This is a genomic window from Nocardia sp., from assembly GCF_025465275.1.
Taxonomy (GTDB): domain Bacteria; phylum Actinomycetota; class Actinomycetes; order Mycobacteriales; family Mycobacteriaceae; genus Nocardia.
The window spans coordinates 24,025-46,335 of sequence record NZ_JAODNK010000080.1 but is presented as its reverse complement, the minus strand read 5'-3'; the positions used below and the strand labels follow the sequence as shown (position 1 = coordinate 46,335).

Annotated in this window: 21 protein-coding genes; 10 read left to right on the top strand and 11 right to left on the bottom strand. The window is 67.2% G+C overall.

The window, feature by feature from the left end; genetic code table 11:
- Window positions 1-133: 133 nt before the first annotated feature.
- The 4 genes from JWN03_RS19245 to JWN03_RS19230 form a co-directional block, all read right to left on the bottom strand.
- Window positions 134-1,942, bottom strand: a complete 1,809-nt coding sequence (locus tag JWN03_RS19245; protein WP_297616581.1) for an AMP-dependent synthetase/ligase — start codon at window positions 1,940-1,942, stop codon at window positions 134-136.
- Window positions 1,943-2,067: 125 nt separating this feature from the next.
- Window positions 2,068-2,982 (bottom strand): alpha/beta hydrolase, encoded by a 915-nt coding sequence (locus tag JWN03_RS19240; RefSeq protein WP_297616578.1) that lies wholly within the window; start codon window positions 2,980-2,982, stop codon window positions 2,068-2,070.
- Window positions 2,983-2,991: 9 nt separating this feature from the next.
- The gene (locus JWN03_RS19235) at window positions 2,992-3,822 is read right to left on the bottom strand and encodes an SDR family NAD(P)-dependent oxidoreductase (RefSeq protein WP_297616575.1); all 831 of its coding nucleotides are present in this window, start codon (window positions 3,820-3,822) and stop codon (window positions 2,992-2,994) included.
- 55 nt (window positions 3,823-3,877) lie between these two features.
- Complete coding sequence (locus JWN03_RS19230; RefSeq protein WP_297616572.1) at window positions 3,878-5,395, bottom strand: flavin-containing monooxygenase; 1,518 nt, start codon at window positions 5,393-5,395, stop codon at window positions 3,878-3,880.
- Window positions 5,396-5,464: 69 nt separating this feature from the next.
- Here JWN03_RS19230 and JWN03_RS19225 point away from each other — a divergent pair, with 69 nt between their 5' ends.
- A complete protein-coding gene (locus tag JWN03_RS19225; protein ID WP_297616569.1) occupies window positions 5,465-6,106 on the top strand; it encodes a TetR/AcrR family transcriptional regulator in 642 nt (213 codons plus the stop codon).
- Between the two features lie 156 nt (window positions 6,107-6,262).
- Here JWN03_RS19225 and JWN03_RS19220 read toward each other — a convergent pair whose 3' ends face one another.
- Window positions 6,263-7,219 (bottom strand): glycine betaine ABC transporter substrate-binding protein, encoded by a 957-nt coding sequence (locus JWN03_RS19220; protein WP_297616566.1) that lies wholly within the window; start codon window positions 7,217-7,219, stop codon window positions 6,263-6,265.
- Between the two features lie 313 nt (window positions 7,220-7,532).
- Between JWN03_RS19220 and JWN03_RS19215 the strand changes: the two genes are divergently transcribed.
- From JWN03_RS19215 to JWN03_RS19180, 8 genes are all read left to right on the top strand, one after another.
- The gene (locus JWN03_RS19215; RefSeq protein ID WP_297616812.1) at window positions 7,533-8,429 is read left to right on the top strand and encodes an ABC transporter substrate-binding protein; all 897 of its coding nucleotides are present in this window, start codon (window positions 7,533-7,535) and stop codon (window positions 8,427-8,429) included.
- Window positions 8,430-8,442: 13 nt separating this feature from the next.
- Entirely contained in the window at window positions 8,443-9,594 is a 1,152-nt protein-coding gene (locus tag JWN03_RS19210) for an ABC transporter ATP-binding protein (protein WP_297616563.1), read from the top strand.
- Window positions 9,591-10,262 carry an ABC transporter permease gene (locus tag JWN03_RS19205; RefSeq protein WP_297616560.1) on the top strand — a complete coding sequence of 224 codons (672 nt, stop codon included), beginning with the start codon at window positions 9,591-9,593 and terminating at the stop codon, window positions 10,260-10,262. Before JWN03_RS19210 ends, JWN03_RS19205 begins: the two co-directional genes overlap by 4 nt.
- Window positions 10,259-10,939 carry an ABC transporter permease gene (locus JWN03_RS19200; protein ID WP_297616557.1) on the top strand — a complete coding sequence of 227 codons (681 nt, stop codon included), beginning with the start codon at window positions 10,259-10,261 and terminating at the stop codon, window positions 10,937-10,939. Before JWN03_RS19205 ends, JWN03_RS19200 begins: the two co-directional genes overlap by 4 nt.
- Window positions 10,940-11,016: 77 nt before the next feature.
- A complete protein-coding gene (locus JWN03_RS19195) occupies window positions 11,017-11,439 on the top strand; it encodes a CBS domain-containing protein (protein WP_297616809.1) in 423 nt (140 codons plus the stop codon).
- A gap of 115 nt (window positions 11,440-11,554) precedes the next feature.
- Window positions 11,555-12,229, top strand: a complete 675-nt coding sequence (locus JWN03_RS19190) for a response regulator transcription factor (protein WP_297616554.1) — start codon at window positions 11,555-11,557, stop codon at window positions 12,227-12,229.
- The gene (locus tag JWN03_RS19185) at window positions 12,226-13,686 is read left to right on the top strand and encodes a HAMP domain-containing sensor histidine kinase (protein WP_297616551.1); all 1,461 of its coding nucleotides are present in this window, start codon (window positions 12,226-12,228) and stop codon (window positions 13,684-13,686) included. The genes JWN03_RS19190 and JWN03_RS19185 overlap by 4 nt, the downstream gene beginning before the upstream one ends.
- 188 nt (window positions 13,687-13,874) lie before the next feature.
- Window positions 13,875-14,201: a hemophore-related protein gene (locus JWN03_RS19180; RefSeq protein WP_297616548.1), complete on the top strand. Its 327-nt coding sequence runs from the start codon at window positions 13,875-13,877 to the stop codon at window positions 14,199-14,201.
- Between the two features lie 134 nt (window positions 14,202-14,335).
- Here the strand turns inward: JWN03_RS19180 and JWN03_RS19175 are convergent, their stop codons facing one another.
- From JWN03_RS19175 to JWN03_RS19150, 6 genes are all read right to left on the bottom strand, one after another.
- Window positions 14,336-15,040 carry a response regulator gene (locus JWN03_RS19175; RefSeq protein WP_297616545.1) on the bottom strand — a complete coding sequence of 235 codons (705 nt, stop codon included), beginning with the start codon at window positions 15,038-15,040 and terminating at the stop codon, window positions 14,336-14,338.
- The gene (locus JWN03_RS19170; RefSeq protein ID WP_297616540.1) at window positions 15,037-16,239 is read right to left on the bottom strand and encodes a sensor histidine kinase; all 1,203 of its coding nucleotides are present in this window, start codon (window positions 16,237-16,239) and stop codon (window positions 15,037-15,039) included. The genes JWN03_RS19175 and JWN03_RS19170 overlap by 4 nt, the downstream gene beginning before the upstream one ends.
- Window positions 16,240-16,458: 219 nt before the next feature.
- The gene (locus tag JWN03_RS19165; protein ID WP_297616537.1) at window positions 16,459-17,670 is read right to left on the bottom strand and encodes an NAD(P)-dependent malic enzyme; all 1,212 of its coding nucleotides are present in this window, start codon (window positions 17,668-17,670) and stop codon (window positions 16,459-16,461) included.
- 547 nt (window positions 17,671-18,217) lie between these two features.
- Window positions 18,218-19,906, bottom strand: a complete 1,689-nt coding sequence (locus JWN03_RS19160) for an FAD-dependent oxidoreductase (protein WP_297616534.1) — start codon at window positions 19,904-19,906, stop codon at window positions 18,218-18,220.
- A 51-nt stretch (window positions 19,907-19,957) separates the two neighbouring features.
- A complete protein-coding gene (locus JWN03_RS19155) occupies window positions 19,958-20,224 on the bottom strand; it encodes a hypothetical protein (RefSeq protein ID WP_297616531.1) in 267 nt (88 codons plus the stop codon).
- A gap of 70 nt (window positions 20,225-20,294) precedes the next feature.
- Window positions 20,295-21,149: a PHP domain-containing protein gene (locus tag JWN03_RS19150; RefSeq protein ID WP_297616528.1), complete on the bottom strand. Its 855-nt coding sequence runs from the start codon at window positions 21,147-21,149 to the stop codon at window positions 20,295-20,297.
- Window positions 21,150-21,227: 78 nt separating this feature from the next.
- On the opposite strand from JWN03_RS19150, the gene JWN03_RS19145 reads away from it, so the two are divergent.
- Entirely contained in the window at window positions 21,228-22,307 is a 1,080-nt protein-coding gene (locus JWN03_RS19145; protein WP_441343020.1) for a magnesium and cobalt transport protein CorA, read from the top strand.
- Window positions 22,308-22,311: the final 4 nt, after the last annotated feature.

The following is a 22,311-nucleotide window of genomic DNA, read 5'->3' as shown; positions in this document are numbered from 1 at the left end:
CTCGGTCGGATGCCTTCGGGTGCTCAACTAGCCACCCACAGACTAGGACGAGCGACCGCCCGCGGATTCATCGGCACGCATGAAAAAGGGCGCCGCCTGCGGAATATCCGCTGGCAGCGCCCTTTTCGATGGCTCAGGAGTAGATGGCCGCCACGTCGGCCGCGTACTGCTTCATGACCACATTGCGCTTGAGCGACAGCTTCGGGGTGAGCTCGCCGCCCTCCTGGGTCCAGTCGACCGGCAGGATGCGGATCTTCTTGATCGCCTCGGCATGCGATACCAGCTTGTTGGTGGCCGCGACGGCCTCGTTGATCTCCCCGACCAGCGCCGGGTTCTCGATCAGGTGCTCGATCGAGGTGCCGGCCGGAATGCCATTGCGTTCCTTCCAGCCCGGCAGCGCTTCGGGATCGAGGGTGATGAGCGCGCCGATGAACGGCTCCCCGTCACCGACAACCATGACCTGGCTGATCAGCGGATTTTGGCGCAGCGAGTCCTCGAGCATGGTCGGCGAGACGTTCTTGCCACCGGCGGTGACGATGATTTCCTTCTTGCGGCCGGTGATGGAGATGAAGCCGTTCTCGTCGATCGCGCCCAGATCGCCGGTCTTGAACCAGCCGTCCTCGGCGAAGGCGTCGGCGCTGGCCTCGGGGTTCTTCCAGTAACCGGAGAAGACGACCGGACCGCGGATGAACAGCTCGCCGTCCTCGGCCACCTTGGCGCCGTGGCCGGGCAGCGGGCGGCCGACCGAGCCGACCTTGATGTGCTTGGGGGTGTTCACGCTGACGGCGGCCGTGGACTCGGTCAGACCGTAGCCCTCGTAGATGGTGACGCCGGCGCCGCGGAAGTAGTGGCCCAGGCGCGCGCCCAGGGGGCCGCCGCCGGAGACGGCGGAACTGCACTGCCCGCCCATGGCTTCGCGCAGCTTGCTGAAGACCAGCTTGTCGAGCACGGCGTGCTTGAGCTTGACCACCAGGCCCGGGCCGCCGTTCTGCAGCGATTCGCTGTAGGCGACAGCCACATCGGTGGCGTAGTCGAAGATCTTGCCCTTGCCGCCGTCGTGCGCCTTCTGCTTGGCGCCGTTGAAGACCTTCTCGAACACGCGCGGCACCGAGAGGATGAAGTCCGGCTTGTACTGCCCGAACTGATCGACCAGCGTGGACCAGTCGGAGGAGTGTGCGACGGTGACGCCGGCATCGAAGGCGGCCAGCGCGACAGCGCGTGCGAAGACGTGTGCCAGCGGCAGGAACAGCAGGGATTTCTGGCCCGGCCGCAGGAATTCGCTCATGGCGGAGCGGTCCGCGGCCGATTCGGCGTACAGATTGGCATGCGAGAGCATGACGCCCTTGGGCCGGCCAGTGGTACCCGAGGTGTAGATCAGGGTGGCGGGCGATTCGGCCTTCACCAGTGCGCGACGCTCGTGAACGACAGAGTCGTCGAGGTCGGCGCCACGAGCGACGAGAACGGAAATCGCGTCAGCGCCCTTTTCCTGCGTATCGACCTGAAGCACCTCCTTCAGATCACCAAGTCCGCCTTCGATTTCGGCGATGGTGGCGCGGTGCTTCTCGTTCTGCACCACGGTGATCTTGGTGGCGGAATCGGCGAGGATCCAGCGCACCTGTTCGGCCGAGGAGCTGTCGAAAATGGCGACGGTGCAACCACCGGCAGCCCAGATGGCGAAGTCCAGCACGACCCACTCGTACGAGGTGGCGGCCATGATGGCGACGCGGTCTCCGAGTTCGATGCCGGAGGCGACCAGTCCCTTGGCAACGCCGGTGACGGCCTTCGCGAATTCCGTCGCCGTGACGTCGTTCCAGCCGCCCTTACCGTTCGGAGTATTGAAGACGACCAGGTCAGGGGTCTTCTCAGCATGCCGGAACGCACCGTCCGACATATTGGCGTTTTCCGGAATGGTGTAGGTAGCCGGGACTTCGAACTCTCGCATCGTTGCCCTTCCACAGTGAGTTATACCGGCGGGTAATTTACGCCACGCTTACATGTGACACCCGGCAGCCCGCCCGAACAGGTTCTCGTTTGCTGTTCGAACGGGCGCCGAGATCGGTGGTGCCTCTATCCTATGGATCGAGTTTGCGCAGGTCGAAGCGCCTGTCGCAGGAACTCGCCGAGTTCGCGGGTAATCGCCGCGGCCGGAGCGACCAGGGATGCCTGCAACTGTGACACGTGCCAGAGACCCTCGGTCTCGGTGAACCGGGTTTCGACACCCGCCGCGCGCAACTTCGCGACCAGCCGCGTGCACTGATCGTGCAGCAGTTCGGACTTGTCGGCCTGCACATACGTGGGCGGCAGCCCGTGCAGATCACCGAGCATCGGTGCATAGCCGGTGTCGGAACCATCGCCGTCGCCGAGGTAGGCGGCGGCGCAGGCCCGCGACCACGGCTTGTTGATGACCAGATCGCGGGTACGGGCCGGAACCTCATTGGGATCGCCCCACGGCGCGATGAGACCCAGCGCCGCCGGAGTCATGCCGTGCTTGTCCCGCAGGCGCAGCGCCAAGGCCAGCGAGAGCCCGCCGCCGGCCGAATCACCGGCCACCGCAATACGTTCCGGCTGGTAGCCGAAGGCGACCAGCTCCAGGAACGCCGCCTCGGCATCGTCGAGCGCGGCCGGGAACGGATGCTCGGGCGCCAGCCGGTAGTCCAATACCTGTATCGCGCAACCGGTTTCCCGCGCCAGATAACCCGCCAGCGGCCGATGCGTGGCGGGCGAGCCGACCGTATAACCGCCGCCGTGCAGGTAGAGCACGGTGGCGGTGTCGGTGGCCGGGCCGAGCGTGACCCGCTCGGACGGCCGCCCGCCCAGCCGGACCCGCTCCACATGTATGCCACGCGGGGCACCCTGAGCGGGCGCGCTCAGATTCATCAGCGCCCGCTGCACCGCGAACGGCAGCCGCTTGTTCAATATCACCCGGAACATCGGATGCAGGACCACGCGGGCAACGGGCAGGGGCAGTTTCACATCGGGCATATCGAATTCCTAAGGCAGGAAGCGCTTCTGAACCACGGCGGAGATGCGCTGATAGTACGAACCGGTGCTGCGCACGAACAGGTCGAGAAGCTTTGCCTCCCAGCCGATCAGCACGCGACCGTGGCCGCGGGCCACGCCCTCGGTAATGGTCTGCGCGGCCATTTCCGGGGTGTGCAGGGCAAGCTGCTTGTCGAACAGGGCGGCCAGGTTCTTCTGGTCGAGGCCCTCGGCGACAGTGGAATTGCGGGCCACGGCGGTCTTGATGCCACCGGGGTGCACACAGGTCACCTTGACGGGGTCGCCACTGATCAGCATCTCCTGGCGCAGCGCCTCGGTGAAGCCGCGGACCGCGAATTTGGCTGCGTTGTAAGCGCTCTGGCCGGGCACCGCGATCAGGCCGAACAAGCTGGAGATGTTCACGACATGGCCCGCACCGGATTCGATGAGGTACGGCAGGAATGCCTTGGTGCCGTTGACAACTCCGTAGAAATCGACGTCCATAATGCGGTCGATATCTTTGAAATCGGTCTTGATCACATCACCGTGGTGTGCGATTCCGGCATTGTTGTAGATCTGGTTGACCTTGCCGAAGTGCGCCTTCACCGCGTCGGCGTAGAGCAGTACGGCTTCGCGCTCGGCCACATTGAGGCGATCGGATTTGATTTCCACGCCGTACTTTTCGCACCGTTTGACGGTCTCGGCGAGACCCTCGGTGTCGATATCCGACAGCGCGAGCTTGGCGCCGCGGCGGCCCAGGTTCTCCGCCAGGGCGCGACCGATACCGGATCCGGCGCCGGTGATCACGCAGACCTTGTCCTTGAAGTAAGCATCGTTGCTCACGGTTACCACTTTCGGTTGTCTAGGCCCCGCACGGAATGCCGCGGCGGGTAAGGTTTCAGGCGACGGGTACTGCGGCCGTGGAGGTTTCGTAGGCCTCCACATCGAACTTCTCGAGCAGACCGCGGAAGCGGAAGGTGAAATCCGGCCACAGTGTGGTGTTGTTGCCGTGCTTGTCGAGGTACCAGGAGGCGCAACCGCCGGTGTTCCACACCGCGCCGGTGAGCTTCTTCTGCAGATCGACGTTGTATTCGTCCTGCACATCCTTGCGGACCTCGACAGTACGCAAGCCCTGACGGTCGATGGTCGCCACCGCGTCGGCAATGTAATTGATCTGCGATTCGATCATGTACACCATCGAGGTGTGGCCCAGGCCGACGTTCGGGCCCAGCATGAAGAACATGTTCGGGTAGTTGTTGATCGCCGAACCCTTGTAGCCCTGCTGGCCGATGGCGTCGAAAACCTCTGAGAGCGTGCGGCCGTCGCGGCCGGCAATGGTCTCGTAGGCGGGCGAATCGGTGACGTGGAAGCCGGTGGCGACGATGATCGCATCCACCTCGCGCTCGACGCCGTCCTTGGTGACGACGGAATTGCCGCGAATCTCCTGGATACCGTCGGTGACAACATCGACATTGTCGCGGCCCAGCGCCGGGTAGTACTCGTTGGAGATGAGCATGCGCTTGCAGCCGATGCGAAAGTTCGGGGTGACCTTCTTGCGCAGCTGGGGATCCTTGACCTCGATGCGCAGCTTGGCGCGCGCGACGGTCTCCAGAATCTTCATGGCGGGCGGGAACTTGGCCAGGCCGACGACCTGGGTCTCGCGCGCGGCGTAGATGGCGGCGCGCGAGAGCGCCTGCACACCCGGAATGTATTTGAAGGCAAGCTTTTCCGGCGCCAGGTAGGGTCGGTCGGCGCGCGGCAGCAGCCACGGGGCGGTGCGCTGGTAGAGGTCCAGGTGCGCGACCTGCTTGGCGATGCTCGGCACGATCTGGATCGCGGAGGCGCCGGTGCCGATGACGGCGACGCGCTTACCGGTCAGGTCGGCGTCGTGGTCCCAGCGGGCGGAGTGGAAGATCTCGCCCTGGAAGTCGTTGAGGCCCTTGATATCCGGCAGGTTCGGCTCACAGAGCGCACCGACGGCGGAGATGAGGATCTCGGCGGTGAAGTCGCCCCGGCTGGTCTGGATCTCCCAGCGGGCGGTGTCGTTGTTCCACTGCGCGCCGGTCATATCGCAGTCGAAGATGTGCTTGTCGCGCACGTTGTACTTGGCGGCGACGGTCTGGATGTACTTCTGGATCTCCGGCTGCTTGGAGAACGAGCGCGACCAGTCCGGATTGAGCGCGAAGGAGTACGAGTACAGCTGCGACGGCACATCGCAGGCCGCGCCCGGATAGGTGTTGTCCCGCCAGGTGCCGCCGACATCGTTCCCGCGCTCGAGCACGAGATAGTCGTTGCGACCCTGCTGGCTCAGCCGGATTGCCATGCCGAGGCCCGAGAACCCGCTGCCGACGATGATGATGCGGGAGTGCCGTACGGGACGGTTGCCGACAGCCTTGTCTGTAACCTTGCGACTCATATATCCGAGCGTAGGGTCTTATTGAGTTGGAGTCAACAGTATTGACTCGCGTTCAGTAAGATTGGACCCATGACCAAGGAGCACAGCGTGAGCAAACCGGATTCCGGGGCCAAACGCACACGCCTGAGCCCCGACGAACGCCGCCAGCAGTTGATCACACTGGGCGCCCGCATGCTGCGTGAACGCGCCCTGGAAGACGTCTCCATCAGCGAAATCGCCGAACAAGCAGGCATCTCCCGCGGCCTGCTCTTCCACTACTTCCCCACCAAACAGGACTTCCACCTCGCGATCGTCGCCCATGCCAATGCGCAGCTGCTGGAACGCACCACACCGGACCCGAATCTCGACCCCTTCGACATGCTGCGCGACTCCCTCGAGCGCTACGTCGACTACGTCAGCGAGAACCGCACCTCCTACCTGGCCCTGCTCCGCGGCCCCGCAAGCGCCAGCCCCGAACTGGTCGCCATGGTCGACGCGCACCGTCACGCCCAGGTCGACCGCATTCTCTCCGAGGCCCCCCGCCTCGTCGAAAATGCCGATCGCCCACTCCTGGGCCTGGCCGTCCGCGGCTGGATCGCCTTCGTCGAAGAGACAACCCTCACCTGGCTCCGCGAAGCCCCCATCACCCGCGACGCCCTCGTGGACATGCTCGTCATCTCCCTCCCCGCCCTGGCCCTGAGCCAGGACCCCACCGCCGCCCTGCACCCCTGACCGGCCGCGCCGTCTTTTCCACCGCCAGCACCTTCGCCACCAGCCGCGTACCGTCATCGACATTGGTTGCGGCAACAGCAACTTCGCGCTCGCCACCCGGTCTGATCGTCAGGGGCACCGCGGGACGCCCTTCCGCATCGGTGTGCCGGGAGCGGGTCAGAGGGCGTGGGCGTCGAGCCAGTCGCGGGCGAGACTGGCGGGGATGGCGTGGTTGTCGCGGATCTGGCGGACCATGTCGGCCAGGTCGGTGGTGGTGAGTTCGCCTGCTACGTAGTTGAGTTTGCGGAGTTGGGGGTCGGCGAGGGTGCCTTTGCGGATGATCGGGAGGGCGCTGGCGGCGCGGAAGGCGTAGTCGGGGTCGGCGAGGGAGGTCAGGTCGGCGCCGCCGTCCGCGAGGTAGGACGGGGGGCCGGACAGGACTGCCAGCTGGATTTCTCCGTCGGACAGCGCTTTTCGGAGGTCCTCGGTGGTGGGGAAGGTGACCGGGTGCAGGACCGTGCAGCCGTAGACAGTCTGGAGGGGGGCGACTACATCGCGCTGGGGGTCGAGGGGTGCGCGCATGGGGTCGAGGGCGGGGCCGGTGGCTATGCCGATGGTGAGGTCGGCGCAGCGGGGAGCGAGGGCCTTCAATGAGGACGGGTACTCGTCGACGCGAGTGGTGAGAGCCACCACAGTCGGGCGCAGGTCGGTGCCGTCGGCGACGTCGCCGACGATCAAGCCTTCGGGGAGCGCGCTGTTGAGGGCCTTGGTGACGTCATCGGGAAGTCGTGCGGCGGAGGAGGAGTCGAGGGCGGTGAGGAGATCGCCGCTCACATCTGCGGCCACCGCGACGGTGTCGGCGTCGAGGGCAGCCAGGTAGCCGGGTCGCTGGCCGAGGCCACCTTTGACCGCGGTGCGGGCGCCGGTGCGGGCCAGCGCGCCGGCGTAAACCTCGGCGAGCATGCCGGACTGTGCGGAATCACCGGCGCCGATGGTCAGCACGGGTTGGGTGTCACCGGTGCCGCAGGCGACGGCCAGCGTGGCCATCGTTACGGCCAGCGCCGAGCGCAGCAACACCGCGCGGGAACGCCGGAAGCCGCGAATCAGCGCGCGGGAGTCTGTGCTGCCCAACATGCGCAACAGTCTGCCGCGCCGGAGGACTCAACGCGGGATCGGGTCGGCTCCAGCGTGTCTCACCGGCTGAGAGGGTGTGCCGGCGGGCGGCGCATAAAGAAACCAACCCTGGGTAGGCAACGTTCGAGGAACAAAACGGGCAGTATGGACAACCAGGTTGGTTCTCCCGATGCGACCTCGTGCCGGAGAACCCCGCATGCCCCCGCTCGGAAGGACAACAGTGCATTCGCTCATCACCACGCGCGCCGACGGCAAGCGCACCGCCCGCACCGTACTACGCATTCTCGCCGCGGCCGTAGCACTGGCCGCGGCCATGGCCGCATCCGCCTGCGGCGGGGACTCCTCCAATCCACTCGGCGGCAAGAGCGACTGCGGAGGCGGCACCGATAAGCTCACCGTCGGCTCCGCCAACTTCCCGGAATCGGAAACCGTCGCCGATGTCTACGCGGAGGCCTTGCGCGCCAATGGCTTCCAGATCGATTCCAAACTCAATATCGGCAGCCGCGAAGCCTATGTGCCGGCGCTGCGCCAGTGCGCCATCGACCTGATCCCGGATTACACCGGCAACCTGCTGCAGTATCTGGACAAGACCGCGACCGCCACCTCCCCCGCCGATGTGGACGCCGCACTCACCAAGGCGCTCGGTGATCAGCTCGGTGCCGGCACCCCTGCTCCCGGCGAGGACTCCGACGCCGTCGTCGTCACCAGCGGCACCGCCCAACGCTGGAATCTGAAAACCATTGCCGATCTGGCCCCGCACTCGGCCGAGGTCAAATTCGCCGCGCCCGCCGAATTCGCCGAGCGCCCAGGCGGTCTGCCGGGCTTGAAGAAGGTCTACGGCCTCGATATCTCGGCCGCCAATTTTGTGCCCATCGCCGACGGCGGTGGCCCGGCCACGGTCCGCGCACTCACCGAGGGTCAGGTGACGGGCGCCGATATCTTCACCACCTCCCCCTCGATCGCCGCCAATAACCTGGTGGCACTGGCCGATCCGAACCACAACTTCGCCGCCCAGAATGTGGTGCCGCTGTTCAATACCGCCAAGAAGAGTGACAAGCTGCTGGCGGTGCTCAATGCGGTCTCGGCGAAACTCTCGACCGCCGAGCTCATCTCGCTCAATACCGCCGTCTCCGGCTCCGCCAAAACCGAACCGGCCGCGGCCGCTAAGGCGTGGGTGCAGGCGCAGGGGCTCGACAAGCCCCTCGGATAGAAGGCGGAAAACGGTGTCCGACATCGAGTTCAGCGGCGTCACCAAGACCTACCCGGGCGGGACCACCGCCGTGCACGACCTCAGCCTGCGCATCGAATCCGGTTCGTTCACCGTGTTCGTCGGCCCGTCCGGCGGCGGTAAGACCACCGCCATGCGCATGATCAACCGCATGATCGCACCGACCAGCGGCACCATTACCGTTGCCGGAAAAGATATTTCGACGATCAACCCGGTTCAGCTGCGGCTCGGCATCGGCTATGTGATCCAGAACGGCGGCCTGCTGCCGCACCGCACCGTGCTCGACAATGTGGCCACCGTGCCGGTGCTGCGCGGCACCTCCCGCCGCGCGGCCCGCAGCGCCGCCCTCGAACTGCTGGATCGGGTCGGACTCGATCGCGGCTTGGCACAGCGGTATCCGGCCCAGCTGTCCGGCGGCCAGCAGCAACGGGTCGGAGTGGCACGGGCGCTGGCCGCCGATCCGCCCATCCTGCTGATGGACGAACCGTTCAGCGCCGTCGACCCGGTGGTGCGCGCCGAACTCCAGACAGAAATGCAGCGCCTGCAGGCCGAACTGCACAAGACGGTCGTCTTCGTAACGCACGATATCGACGAGGCGATCAAACTCGGCGACCGTGTGGCCGTCTTCGGACCCGACGGGCATCTGCAGCAGTACGACGAGCCGCAGCGGGTACTCTCCCAGCCCGCAACGGATTTCGTGGCCGGCTTCGTCGGCCGCGATCGCGGGTATCGGGAGCTGTCTTTCCGCAGCGCGGCCGCCGTGCCACTGCACGAGCTCGCCATCATCACGCCGGAACAGGTCGCCGGACTACGACTGAACAAGGGCGAATGGCGACTGGTCGTCGATCCGGATCGGCGCCCGCTCGGCTGGATGGACACCACCGGATTGGAAGGAGTGCGAGCCGGCCGCGCACTCGTGGACAGTATGGCCGCGGGTGGATCCCTCTACCCGCCGGACGGCGACCTGCGCCAAGCCCTCGACGCCGCCATCTCCTCCCCCGCTGAAATCGGTGTGGCAGTGGAGCATTCCGGCGCCGTGCGCGGCGGCATCCTCGCCACCGAGGTGCTCGAACAACTCACCCGGCAGCGCGCCGCCGAGGACGCCGAACGCAATCGCGCCTTCTTCGAGGAGGAGGCGGCCAAGTGAAGTATCTCCTCGACAATTTCGCGGAGATCGCCGGATACGCGCGCACCCATCTGTACCTGGCGCTGCTGCCGCTGCTCACCGGACTGGTCATCGCGATTCCCGCCGGGGCGCTCGCGCACCGGTTGCGCTGGCTGCGCCGCATCACCACCACTGCCGCGAGCATCGCGTACACGATTCCCTCGCTGGCCCTGTTCGTGATCATTCCCCCGCTGCTCGGCATTGCCGTCATCGATCCGCTGAATGTGGTTATCGCACTGACCATCTACTCGGTGGCGCTGCTGGTGACGGCCGTCCCCGCCGCCCTGGATTCGGTACCCGCCGCCGTGCTCGATGCCGCCGACGCCATCGGCTACACCCCGGTGCGCCGCGTGCTCACCGTCGACTTCCCGCTCGCCCTACCGGTTTTCGTCGCCAACCTGCGCGTGGTGGCCGTCACCAATATCTCCATGGTGACCGTCGGCGCGCTCATCGGTGTGGGCGGACTCGGCAAGCTCTTCACCCAGGGCTATCAGCGTGACTACCCGGACGAGATCGTGGCGGGCATCATCGTGGTGCTGGTACTGGCGCTCGTCATGGACCGGCTGCTGTATGCCCTCGGACGACTGGCCACCCCGTGGCTGCGAGCCGGCGCGGTCGGCGGCCGCCGGGCGAAAGGCGCTGCGGCATGAACCTTTTCCTCGATGCCTGGCATTTCCTCACCGACGGCGCGAACTGGTCCGGGCCCACCGGCATCGAAACCCGTATCGCACAGCATCTTTGGTACAGCGTGCTCGCCGTGGGTCTCTCGGCGCTGATCGCGCTGCCGATCGGGCTACTGGTGGGCCACACCCACCGCGGGTCCGCGCTCATCGTCGGCTTCGCCAATGCCATGCGCGCCCTGCCCACCCTGGGCTTGCTCACCTTCGTGGTGCTGCTGCTCGGCCTGGGTCTGTTCCCCCCTATCCTCGCCCTCCTCACCGTCGGCATTCCGCCACTGCTCGCGGGCGCCTACGCCGGTATCGCCAATGTCGACCCGGCGGTGGTGGACGCCTCGCGCGCCATGGGCATGACCGAACGCCAGGTGCTCTTCCGGGTCGAACTGCCCAATGCCCTGCCCGTCCTGCTCACCGGCCTGCGCGGGGCCACCCTGCAGGTGGTCGCCACCGCCACCATTGCCGCCTACGTCAATCTGGGTGGACTGGGCCGCTACATCTTCGACGGCATCGGGCTGTACAAGTACGACCGCGTCCTCGTCGGAGCCATCCTGGTGGCGGCCCTGGCACTGGCGCTGGACGGTGTGCTGGCCTTCGTCGCGTGGCTTTCGGTCCCGGGCGCCGGACGACTGCGCCGGCGACACACGCATTGACCTCAGCTGTGATCCGAGTAACGATGTGACGTGGCCAATGCACCATCCGCATATATGAGGAGGTCTGCGTGAAAGCCATGAAAGCCCGCGACATCATGCATCGCACGGTGGAAACCATCCCGGCGGACGAAACCCTGGACCGAGCCGCGCAAATGATGCGCAATGCCGATGTCGGGGCGCTGCCGATCTCCAATAACGACCGCATGATCGGCATGCTCACCGATCGCGACATCGTCGTGCGGTGCATTGCCGAGGGGCACGACCCCAGCCGCGTCCGTGCCGGCGACCTCGCCCAGGGCACACCGCACTGGGTCGACGCCGATACCGACCTCAAAGACGTCCTCGACATCATGGAGCAGAACCAGATCAAACGGCTCCCGGTCATCGACGTCAAAGACGGTAAACGCCTCGTCGGCATGATCTGCGAATCCGACCTGGCTCGGAACGTCAGCGATAAGCAGCTCGCCGAATTCGTCGCCGCGGTCTCCATTCCACACTGACCGCGCGCCCGAGCGGGGTCTGCCCACCTCCGGGCAGGCCCCGCGTCCATGTCCGGGGCCGCCCGGCGGGCCGGATCGACAGCCGATTCACAGCAGGTGGAAGCACAATGTCCGGGTGCAGCCGGGACGAATTCTTGTAGTCGAAGATGCCGAAGCCATCAGAACCGCCGTCGAAGCGGGACTGACGGCGGCGGGACACGATGTGCTCGGGCGTCCCGACGGGGCGCGGCTGGAACAGGATCTGGCGCAATTCCGGCCGGATGTGGTGGTGCTCGACATCATGCTGCCCGGACGGGACGGCTTCGCCCTGCTGGAGACGGTGCGGGCACGGTCGGCGTCCGGGGTGCTCATGCTGACCGCACGCGACGGCGTCGAGGACCGGGTGCGCGGACTGCGGGCGGGCTCCGACGACTATGTAGTGAAACCCTTCGACCTGAACGAACTCGTGGCGCGGGTCGACGCACTGCTGCGCCGCATGGGCCGCGCACAGAACCGCATCACCGTCGGCGACCTCGAGGTGGACGTCGAATCCGGGACCGTATGGCGCGGTGAGACGACCGTGCCGCTCACCGCCACCGAATTCAAACTGCTGTCCTACCTGGCCACCAATCGCGATCGCGTGGTCACCAAAACCCAAATCCTCACCGCCGTATGGGGATACGAGAGTTACGACCCCAATCTCGTCGAAGTGAATGTGAGCGCGCTGCGGCGCAAACTCGAGGAGCACGGAGAACGCCTGCTGCACACCGTGCGCGGGCTCGGGTACACGCTGCGGGTCGGCGACCGATGAAGACCGTCTCCCTGCGCCGCCGCGTAACCCTCACCACCGCAGTAGTTTCCGGCCTGGTGCTGGTACTGGTCGCGATCACCGTGCACACGCTGTTCGGGGTGGTGGTGACGCGCAGTGAGAACACTGCCCTCACCGATCGCGTCCAACTCGCCAAACAGCTGTCACAGGACGGGATTTCGCCCGATGAACTGGTGGCCCGGGTCGACAACCGATCGGCGCGGGCCCGGCTGGTGCTCACCGACGGCCGCAGTTTCGGCAGCCTCTCCCGCCTGCACGCCGAGGAAGGGGTGGCCAAATCCCGCAGTCTGAAGCTCACCGGCCCAGGTGAATTGAACGGCGCCAGGCTCACCCTGCAGATCGACACACCTCTGCTGTCACGGGTGCAGCAGCGGCTGGGGTTCCTGCTGATCATGGCCACCGCGAGCGCCATCGCGGTGATCGCCGCCGGACTGTGGTTCGGTGTCCCGCGCACGCTCGCACCGCTCGACGATATGACCCGGCTGGCCCGTGAAATCACCCGAGGCAGACTCGGCCGCCGCCTGAACCCCTCCAGCACCGATACCGAACTCGGCCGTACCGCAGCCGCTTTCGACGAAATGCTGGACGCCCTCGAAGGCGCGCTGCGGGACACCACCGCCGCCGAGGCCCGGGCCCGCGCCTCCGAAGCGCGTATTCGCACCTTCGTCGGCGATGCCGCCCATGAACTGCGCACACCCATCGCGGGCATTCGCGCCCTCGCCGAGGCCGTGGTCCAGCAACCCGCCGACGCCGACCCGGAGGACCGCCAGCGCATGCATCTGCTGCTGGTGCGCGAGGCCCATCGTGCCGGACGTCTCGTCGACGATCTGCTCGACCTGGCCCGCATCGACGCCGGACTGGAACTTCGGCGCGACCCCACCGACCTGAACGATCTCGCCGCCACGCAACTCGACCGCATGCGAATGTTGCACCCCGACATCGATTTCCGCCTCGACGGCGTGCCGGTGACCACCGAGGTGGATCCCGAGCGCATCACCCAGATCCTCGCCAATCTGCTCACCAATGCCTGCCAGGCGGTGCACACCGACGTGCCCGCCCAGGTGGCGGCCGATCCCGGCACCGGCGACTCCACCGGGCCGGAACACCGTGCCGCAGTCGTGGCCGTGCATATCCGGACCACCGCCGACAGTGCCGAGATCGCCGTCAGCGATACCGGCCCCGGCGTCCGGCCCGAGGACCGCGAACGCATCTTCGACCGCCTGGTCCGCCTCGACGGCTCCCGCGATCACCGCACCGACGGCTCCGGCCTCGGCCTGCCCATCGCCCGCGGCCTGGCCCGTGCCCACGGCGGCGACCTGACCTGTGCCGACCCGATCGACGGCAGCGGCGCACGCTTCGTCCTACGCCTGCCGCTGACCACGGAAAACACGGACCAGGTACCGCCCGAAATGACCCCGGCGCCTAGGACGGGCGCTTGAACGGCCGAGTGCGCCTACGGCAGGCGATCGAACGGCCAACGGCACCCGGGACGGTCGATTGAACGACCAAGAGCACCTCGGCGGGCGGTTAGCTGAAGGTCTGCTGAAGAAGGTCTGCTGATTCAGGGGTTCTTAAGGATCCGGGGGCAGATTCGGTGGAGTCAAGTCCCTGCCCCAGAGGAGTGAGTATGAAGCGCACGATCGCCGCAGCATTGGCCGGAGTCGCCGGATTCGCCACCATCGCCCTGGCGGTGCCCGGCGTTGCGTCCGCCGACGCGCCCGACTGCAGCCAGGCCGCGCTGACCGCGGCGCGGGCCGACGCCAAGACCAAGGTGCAGGCCTACCTGTCCACCCACCCGGACGCGCAGGCCGAATTCGCGAAGATCAAGGCCCTGCCGAAGGATCAGCGCAAGGCCGAGATCCAGTCCTACAAGCAGTCGCACCCGCAGGACGCCCAGGCGCTGCGCGACGCCCGCCAGTCGGTCCGCGACTTCCGCACCGCCTGCCCGAAGTAATCCGCCCCGGTCGTCCCGACCGGCGTGACACCCTCGTCATCCCGGCATGCATTTGGCCGGGATCCACCAATAAGGTGCAGCCTCACCCGTGTGGATCCCGGCCGAAAGCGCGCCGGGATGACGGGGTTGGTCGATCAGTCCGGTGTCCGGTCTGGGCAGACCAGGCCGTGGCGGTAGGCATAGACCACCGCGTGAATGCGGTCGCGGACACCGAGTTTGGCGAGCACCCGGGAGACGTGGGTCTTCACCGTCTCCTCACCGACACCGAGCTCGGCGGCGATTTCGCCATTGCTGCGGGCAGCGGCGACCAGTAGCAGCACCTCCCGCTCGCGGGCGGTGAGTTGCGTGAACTCCGGCGGTTCGACGGGTGGGGCAATGCCCTCCGCGAAACGTGCTGCGAGCCTGCGGGTCATGGACGGGTCGATGACGGCGTCACCGCGCACCGCCACCCGAATGGCGGCCACCAGATCCTCCGGCGGCAGGCTCTTCAACAGGAACCCGCTGGCACCGGCGGACAGTGCGCGGGACAGATTCCCTTCGCTGTCATAGGTGGTCAGCACCAGGACGCGGGTACCGCCCGCCGCCACAATGGCTTCGGTGGCGGCCAGCCCATCCAGTTTCGGCATGCGCACATCGAGAATCGCGACCTCCGGATGCAGCCGGGCCGCCGCCTCGATGGCCGCGCGCCCGTCACCCACCTCCGCCACGCATTCCAGATCCGGCTGTGCGTCCACCACGGCCCGCAGCCCCGACCGGAACATGGTGTGATCATCGGCGATCAGAATGCGCACGGGGTGTTGCGCATTCGGCCGGGTTGCCTCCTGGACCTCGTCGTTCATGCCGCTCCGATCGGTACGGATACCACGATGTCCCAACGTCCTCCGGTACGATCCGGACCGAATTGCGCAGTGCCGCCGAATAATTCGGCCCGTCGCCGGATACCGTCCAAACCGCGATGCACACCTTCCTGCGCGAGCGCAGCCGAGGCAATGGGATTGGTGCCCCGGACCTCCACCCGCGTCGGGCGATAGCCGATCTCCAGCCGCGCCGGTTCCCGCCCGTGCCGCAAGGCATTGGTGAGAATCTCCTGCACCACGCGATAGAGCATCACGTCGAGGGACTCCGGCAGCATCGGTGGCTCACCCGAAATCTCTACCCGCACAGCAAGACCCGCCGCGCGCACCCGCTCCACCAGATCGTCGATATCGACCAGCCCGGGCTGGCGCTGCCCGTCGTCCTCACGACCGTGCAGCAAATCCAACTGCCGCCGCAGATCCACCATGGCGGCCCGGCTGCTGGTCTCCACCGCCGTCAGCGACCGCGCCGCCGCCTGGGCATCGGTGCGGGACAACGCCGAATCAGCGTCGGGCACAGCGGGATCGACGCGAGACAGGGCCATGCGCGCAACCCCGGCATGAATACCGATGGCGCTCACATGATGGGAGATCACATCGTGCAGATCCCGGGCGATCGCCGCCCGCTCATCGGCGAGGGCGCGATCCAGCGCGGCCCGCTGTTCCTGCTGCCGCAAGCGTTCCCGCTGCTCCAACTCGGCAATGTACGCGCCGCGCGCCGCAGTGTAGCGGCCGACCAGCCACGGCACCACCCCGGCGGCCACCGCCATCAGCACCCACCGCCAGTCCCGCGAAACCGGTCCGCCGACAAGCACATTCGAGACGGCCGCCGCACCGGCGAGCATGGCGACGGTGACGAAGGACGTCGTGCCGCCCAACCACGCACCGGCTCGATAACCCACCACCAGGAACCCGACATCGGGCATCTTCGCGGGCAGTCCGTAATGGTTCACGAATCCCGCGATACCGACCTTCACCGCCACCTGCCCGACCGCCGCGAGAGCGGCCGTCGCGGGCGGCGCGGCGAGCGCGAGATCAGCGGCCACCACCGCCGCGAACAAAATCGACGCCAGCACCGGCGCGGCGCCGAACGCACCGCACAGCACCAACTGCATGCTGTCGACCAGCGCCGCCACCGCCGCCACCACCAGCGACAAGCGAGCCAGCGATCTGGTCACATCCACCGCAGCACCACCCTCGCCCACTAGTCCGATGGCGTGCCGCCGGCGCGGGCACACCGAGCGCGACGCTACCCGCGCACCCGCCCATCCCCCGTGCGGGGGACACGAAATCCCCCGGCGGCGCGACAACCCGGCGCACCCGTCTCGGCGGCAGCCCGAACACAGCGAAAGGGGCGTCTCATCATTGACGAGACGCCCCTTTCGGGCTGTGCGACTACGTGATTACGCGACACCCTCGGCGAGCGCGGCAGCGCCGACCGCCGCGGCCACGGCCGGAGCCACGCGGGGATCCAGCGGGCTCGGGATGATCTTGTCCACGGCCAGCTCGTCCGCCACCACCGCGAAAATGGCATCGGCCGCAGCGACCTTCATGCCCTCGGTGATCCGGCGCGCGCCCACATCCAGCGCGCCCTTGAAGACGCCAGGGAACGCGAGCACATTGTTGATCTGGTTCGGGAAGTCCGAGCGACCGGTCGCCACGATGGCGGCGTACTTGGCGGCCACCTCCGGGTGGATCTCCGGATCCGGGTTCGACATGGCGAACACGATGGATTCGGGGGCCATGGAAGCAATGAGCTCCTCGGCGATGGTGCCCGCCGAAAGACCCAGGAACACATCGGCGCCGGCCAGTGCCTCGGCCGGTCCACCGGTGATCTTGCGCGGGTTGCTGCGCTGCGCCAGCTCGGCCTTCACATGGTTCAGGTCGCCGCGGTCGCTGCTGATAATGCCCTTGGAGTCCAGCACGACGATATCGGGGACACCGGCGGCCAGCAGGATGTTCGTGCACGCCACACCGGCCGCGCCCGCACCCGACACCACAACCTTCAGATCCGCGATCGGACGGCCCTGTACCGCGGCCGCACCCTTGAGCGCGGCCAGCACCACGATGGCCGTGCCGTGCTGATCGTCGTGCATGACCGGGCAGTCGAGAGCCTCGATGAGCCGCTGCTCGATCTCGAAGCAGCGCGGCGCGGAGATGTCCTCCAGATTGACCGCACCGAAGCTCGGACGCAGGCGGATCACGGTCTCGACGATCTCGTCGACATCCTTGGTGTCGAGCACGATCGGAATGGAGTCCAGGCCGGCGAACTTCTTGAATAGCGCCGCCTTACCCTCCATCACCGGCAGCGAGGCGCGCGGGCCGATATCGCCCAGGCCCAGCACGGCGGTGCCGTCGGAGACGACCACGACCAGGCGCTCGGCCCAGGTGTAGGTCTTGGCGAGCGACTCGTCCTTGTGGATACCGCGGCAGACCTGCGCCACACCGGGGGTGTAGGCGATCGAAAGGTCGCGCTGGGTGTCCAGCGGCGCGGTAAGTGCGACCGAGAGCTTGCCGCCCAGGTGGCCCGCGAAAATTTCTTCCGTGGTGATGTCGGAAAGATTCGCAGCATTGGACGCGGGGCTTGCCGTGGTGGCACTCACTGCTTCAGTCACGGGTGACACGATTTCACTCCATCTCGGTGCGGACTCAACCGTTTGACGGTTACCGTTCGGTAATAGGTAAATGGGATTCTTGCTCTATATCGGGCGCACCGGCCACTGCGTTCCCGGCACTGCATGAACCCTCGCCACGGTCATCGGGGCAGGCGTCACAAAGTATTACGGTTCGCGGGCAGCGTGTCTCAACTACACGGCGCGGCAGAGATCGTCGAGCGGAACCGGACGGGTGTGTCCGGGCGATGTCGCCGGGGTGATCCAGGGGTAACCCGCGCGTCGCGGATCGTGATCACCGAGTCTCCTGAGCCGGGCGGTCAGCGACGGCGGGAGATCGCAACATTCTGCCATCGGCAGCGACAACGCGCCAAATCGCCCCCGGCCCGTCGCGATCGTTCACCATCCACGCAGCCTAGGCGCGCCGAATCACCCTCAGGTAAAGGGGAACTCGCACGTCGGGCGGTAACCGCGGTGAACAGTCACAACACGGTCCCGCCCGGGACGGTGAGCTGTCGCGCCTGGTTGGCAGCGCCGCGGTGAGGTCCGATCAGGAGGCCTCGGGCGCGGCCGACTCCACCGGCCCGCGCATGGACCGCGGCACGGCCGTGCGCTCCGGCCGCACCCATACGCTGTCCAGACCGCCCGAGATCAACCGCACGCGCCAATCACTGCCCGCGCCGGGGTGATCTGTGCGGCGATGCATTCCGCGCGTCTCCGTGCGCGCCAGGGCGCTGTACTTGGTCCAGCGCGCGACCGCCAGCAATGCCGCCGCCTGCCGGGCGCGCAAACGTTCCGCACCCGCGCCGCCTAGATCGAATTCCACGCCCGGCCACATGCCGTCCAGTTCACCGATGCTGTCGCGCAGACTGCCGTCGCTGCGCCAGTAGCTGCGCCGCAGCGGCAGCGTGTGCTCCTGCACCAGGCCGACCACCGCGCGCGGATCGATCCGCGCGCGATCGCCCAGTCCGGCGCCGGGCACCGGCCGGGTCCGGCCGACCCGTTTGCGGTTGCCCGCGAACCGGGCCGCCGCCTGGCCCGCCCACGCTCCGGAGGACACCGCCCAGGCCCCGTTCTGCCCGCCGACTCCGGAAACCGCGCCGGTCACCGGCTCGCGGGTGGTCACATCGCCCGCACCGTAGAGGCCGGGAACGGTAGTGGCGCAATCGGGTCCGGCCAGCCAGAGTCCGCCAGTGCCGCGCACCGTCCCCTCCAGCACGGCGCGGACCGGGACCCGCCCGGCCGAATCCTGGTGCCGCAGCAGCTCTTCGCGCAGTGACTCCACATGGTCACCGTCACGCAGCAGGTCCTCGGGGCTGCCGTTAGGTGTCAGCCCGTCGCGCGCCGCATCGGAGAGCTCGTCGAGGGCGGCGTAGACGCGGCGACCACCGGCAATCGCCGTGAAGGCCTGGACCCGGGATCCGCCGCCGTGCTCGTAGAGCACCGACCGCGACTCGTCGTACAGCGTGGCGAAATGCATGACCTGCTCGGCCGAGAAGATCGTGGTACCGGCCGGTCGCTGGCCACTCATCGACGCGGGGCCCGAATTGCCGATGGGCACCAGCGAATACGCGTTGGAGAACTCCATCCCGGACAGTTCGGCCCCGGCCTCCGCGCCCATGAGCAGTCCGTCGCCGGTGTCGACATCGGTGCCCGCGCCGCCGGAGAGGAAGGCGCAGCCGCCGGTGGCCAGCACCACCGCCCGAGCGTGCACGGTCCAGGCGTGCGCCTCGCCGCCCAGCGCCACGCCCGCCGCGCCGGAGACGACGCCGTCACCGTCCGTGATCAGCTGCAATGCCGGGTGGTAGTCGAGAATCCGGACCCCGGCGATCACCATGCTGCGGCGCAGGCGGCCGAGATATTTCGGTCCGTCCAGCCGGATCCGGGTCGGCTGTTCGGCGGCCACCACCCCGCGCCCGACCCGTTCTCCCGGCGACCGCAGACTTCCGTGCACGAGTTGCCCGATCCGCCGGTGGGTCTCGTCGAGAACCCGGTACATCCATTCCGGATCGCCGAGTCCGCCGCCGTGCGCGAAGTTCTGCGCGACCGCCTCGTCGCGCGCCCGTCCGGCCGGGATGTTCCAGAGGGTGGCCCCACCCCGCGCGGTGGGGCCGCTGGTTCCGCAGCGGGCCTTGTCGACGAGCAGAACCCGAGCGCCGGCAGCAGCGGCGGCGAGTGCGGCCCAAGCCCCTGCCGGACCGCCTCCCAGCACCAGCACATCGGCGTCGAATTCGGTCATAACGACAAATGTTCGCGGACCGTTCAACTACCCGCAACCGTTACGCGTATTTCAATTCCACCACTGCGCCCACAGCAGCGATCCGGCAACAATAAAAACAACCAAAACCCCGAAAATGGCGGTAATTCCCTGACGTCTATCAGCAAATATTTGCGCGACCACAGCAAGTAATCCCGCGCACACATGCCAGGCCAGATCTGCGGCGCCCGGACCTGGAAACCCACGCTGGGCACCGATGATCGACGCACCGACAACCGTCGCCGCCAAAACCACCGTGCCGCCGGCGACAATCCCGCTCAGACCCCGCAGCACCCTCACGCTGTCTCCATTCGGCGTGAGCGGGGGGCCTGCGTGGTTACGCAGGCTTCCGCCTCCGGCCCCTGACCGCTCACGCCGTGATCACCGGCACTCCACTCGACTTGCCCACAAGCACCTCGAATTGTGCTGGGTCGGTGGTGAATTCACCGAGCCGGATGGTCTTGTTGCTGCCGTGGTAGTCGGACGAGCCGGTGGTCAGCAAACCCAGCTCGTCGGCCAGCGATGCCAGCACCGCGCGATCGGCGGCGCTGTGATCGGGATGATCGAGCTCCAGCCCGCCGAGGCCGAGCGTCGCCAGCTCCCGAATGTGATCCAGGGACAGCAGCCGCCCGCGCTTCCGAGCCCGGGCATGCGCCACCACGCTCACACCACCGGCGGCCGCGACCATCTCGACCGCGCGCTGCAGCGGGGTGTCGGCCTTCTCGACGTAGTACTTGCCGTTGGGAGCGAGCAGGTCCTGGAAGGCCGCATCCACCGTCGGCACCACGCCGGCCTCGACCAGCGCCCGGGCCAGATGCGGGCGGCCCGCCGACGGTCCGGCCGAAGCCATTACCGCGTCCGGATCCACCGGCAGCCCGTCGGCGGCCATATTCTCGGCAATCGCGCGCAGCCGCACGGTGCGTTCACCGCGCAACCGCTCCCGCTCCTGCGCGAAAGCCTCGTTCGCCGGGTCGAACAGGTAGGCCAGCAGGTGCACGGGCACCGGCCAGCCGTCATCACCGTCGCCGACACACGACATCTCCATGCCGCGCAGCAGCGTGAGTCCCGGAGGCAATGCCTCGACCGCCTCCGCCCAGCCCGCAGTGGTGTCGTGATCGGTCAGGGCGACCACGTCCAGGCCCGCGGCCGCGGCATTACGGATGAGCTCGGCCGGAGCGTCGGTGCCGTCGGAGGCATTGGAATGAGTGTGGAGATCGATGCGCACGGGGTCCATCTTGCCCGCGCCACCGCGCATGGCCCGGGCGCCCGGCGGTTACCGGCAGGGCAACCTAGACTTCGGCCCGTGTCTTCGATCCCCCCGCTCCCCGCTTTTCACTGGCCCGGCCGGACCGGTGACCGGCCGAAACCCGCCGCCCATCGCACGGGCGCGAATGTGGTTGTCGACTGCGCGGTCTACGTCGACGGGCACCGGCTGCTGGAGCGCTGCAGCTACCAGGAGGCGCTGAGCGAGGTACGCAAGCGCGGCGAGGGCTTCGTCTGGCTCGGTCTCCTCGAACCCAGCACCAGCCTGATGACCGATGTGGCGCACACCTTCGGACTGCACTCGCTGGCCGTCGAAGACGCGGTGCAAGCCCATCAGCGCCCCAAACTCGAACGCTACGACGACATTCTGTTCCTGGTGCTGCGCACCGTGCAGTATCACGTGCACGAACTCAATACGGTCAGCGAGATCGTCGACACCGGCGAGATCATGATCTTCCAGGGCCCGGATTTCGCGATCACCGTGCGGCACGGCGATCATTCCGGATTGGCCGGGGTACGAACGGAACTGGAGTCGCAACCGGAGCAGTTGGCGCTCGGCCCGGGCTCCGTGCTGCATGCGGTGGCCGACCGCTGCGTGGACTCGTACGTGGAGGTCACCGCGGCCATCGAGGAGGATGTGGACGCCATGGAGGAGGCGGTGTTCACGCCCTCCAGCAAGATCATTATCGAAGCGATCTACCAGCTCAAACGGGAAGTGGTGGAACTGCGGCGCGCCGTGAAACCCCTTGCCCTGCCGCTACAGCTGCTCTCGCACGACCCCAAACTGCCACTGCCCGTGGAGATCCGGCGCTATCTGCGCGATGTCGCCGACCACCACACGGCGGTCACCGAGCAGATCATGGACTTCAACGAATCACTCAGCGCCCTGATCAATGCCGCGCTCGCGAAGGTGAGCGTGCAGCAGAACACCGATATGCGAAAGATTTCCGCGTATGCGGCCATGGCGGCGGTGCCGACCATGATCGCCGGTGTCTACGGCATGAACTTCGTGCACATGCCGGAACTGGGCTGGACCTTCGGCTACCCGGCGGTCATCGTCCTCATGCTGCTGCTGTGTGGCCTGCTCTACGCCAACTTCCACCGCAACGATTGGCTCTGAACTC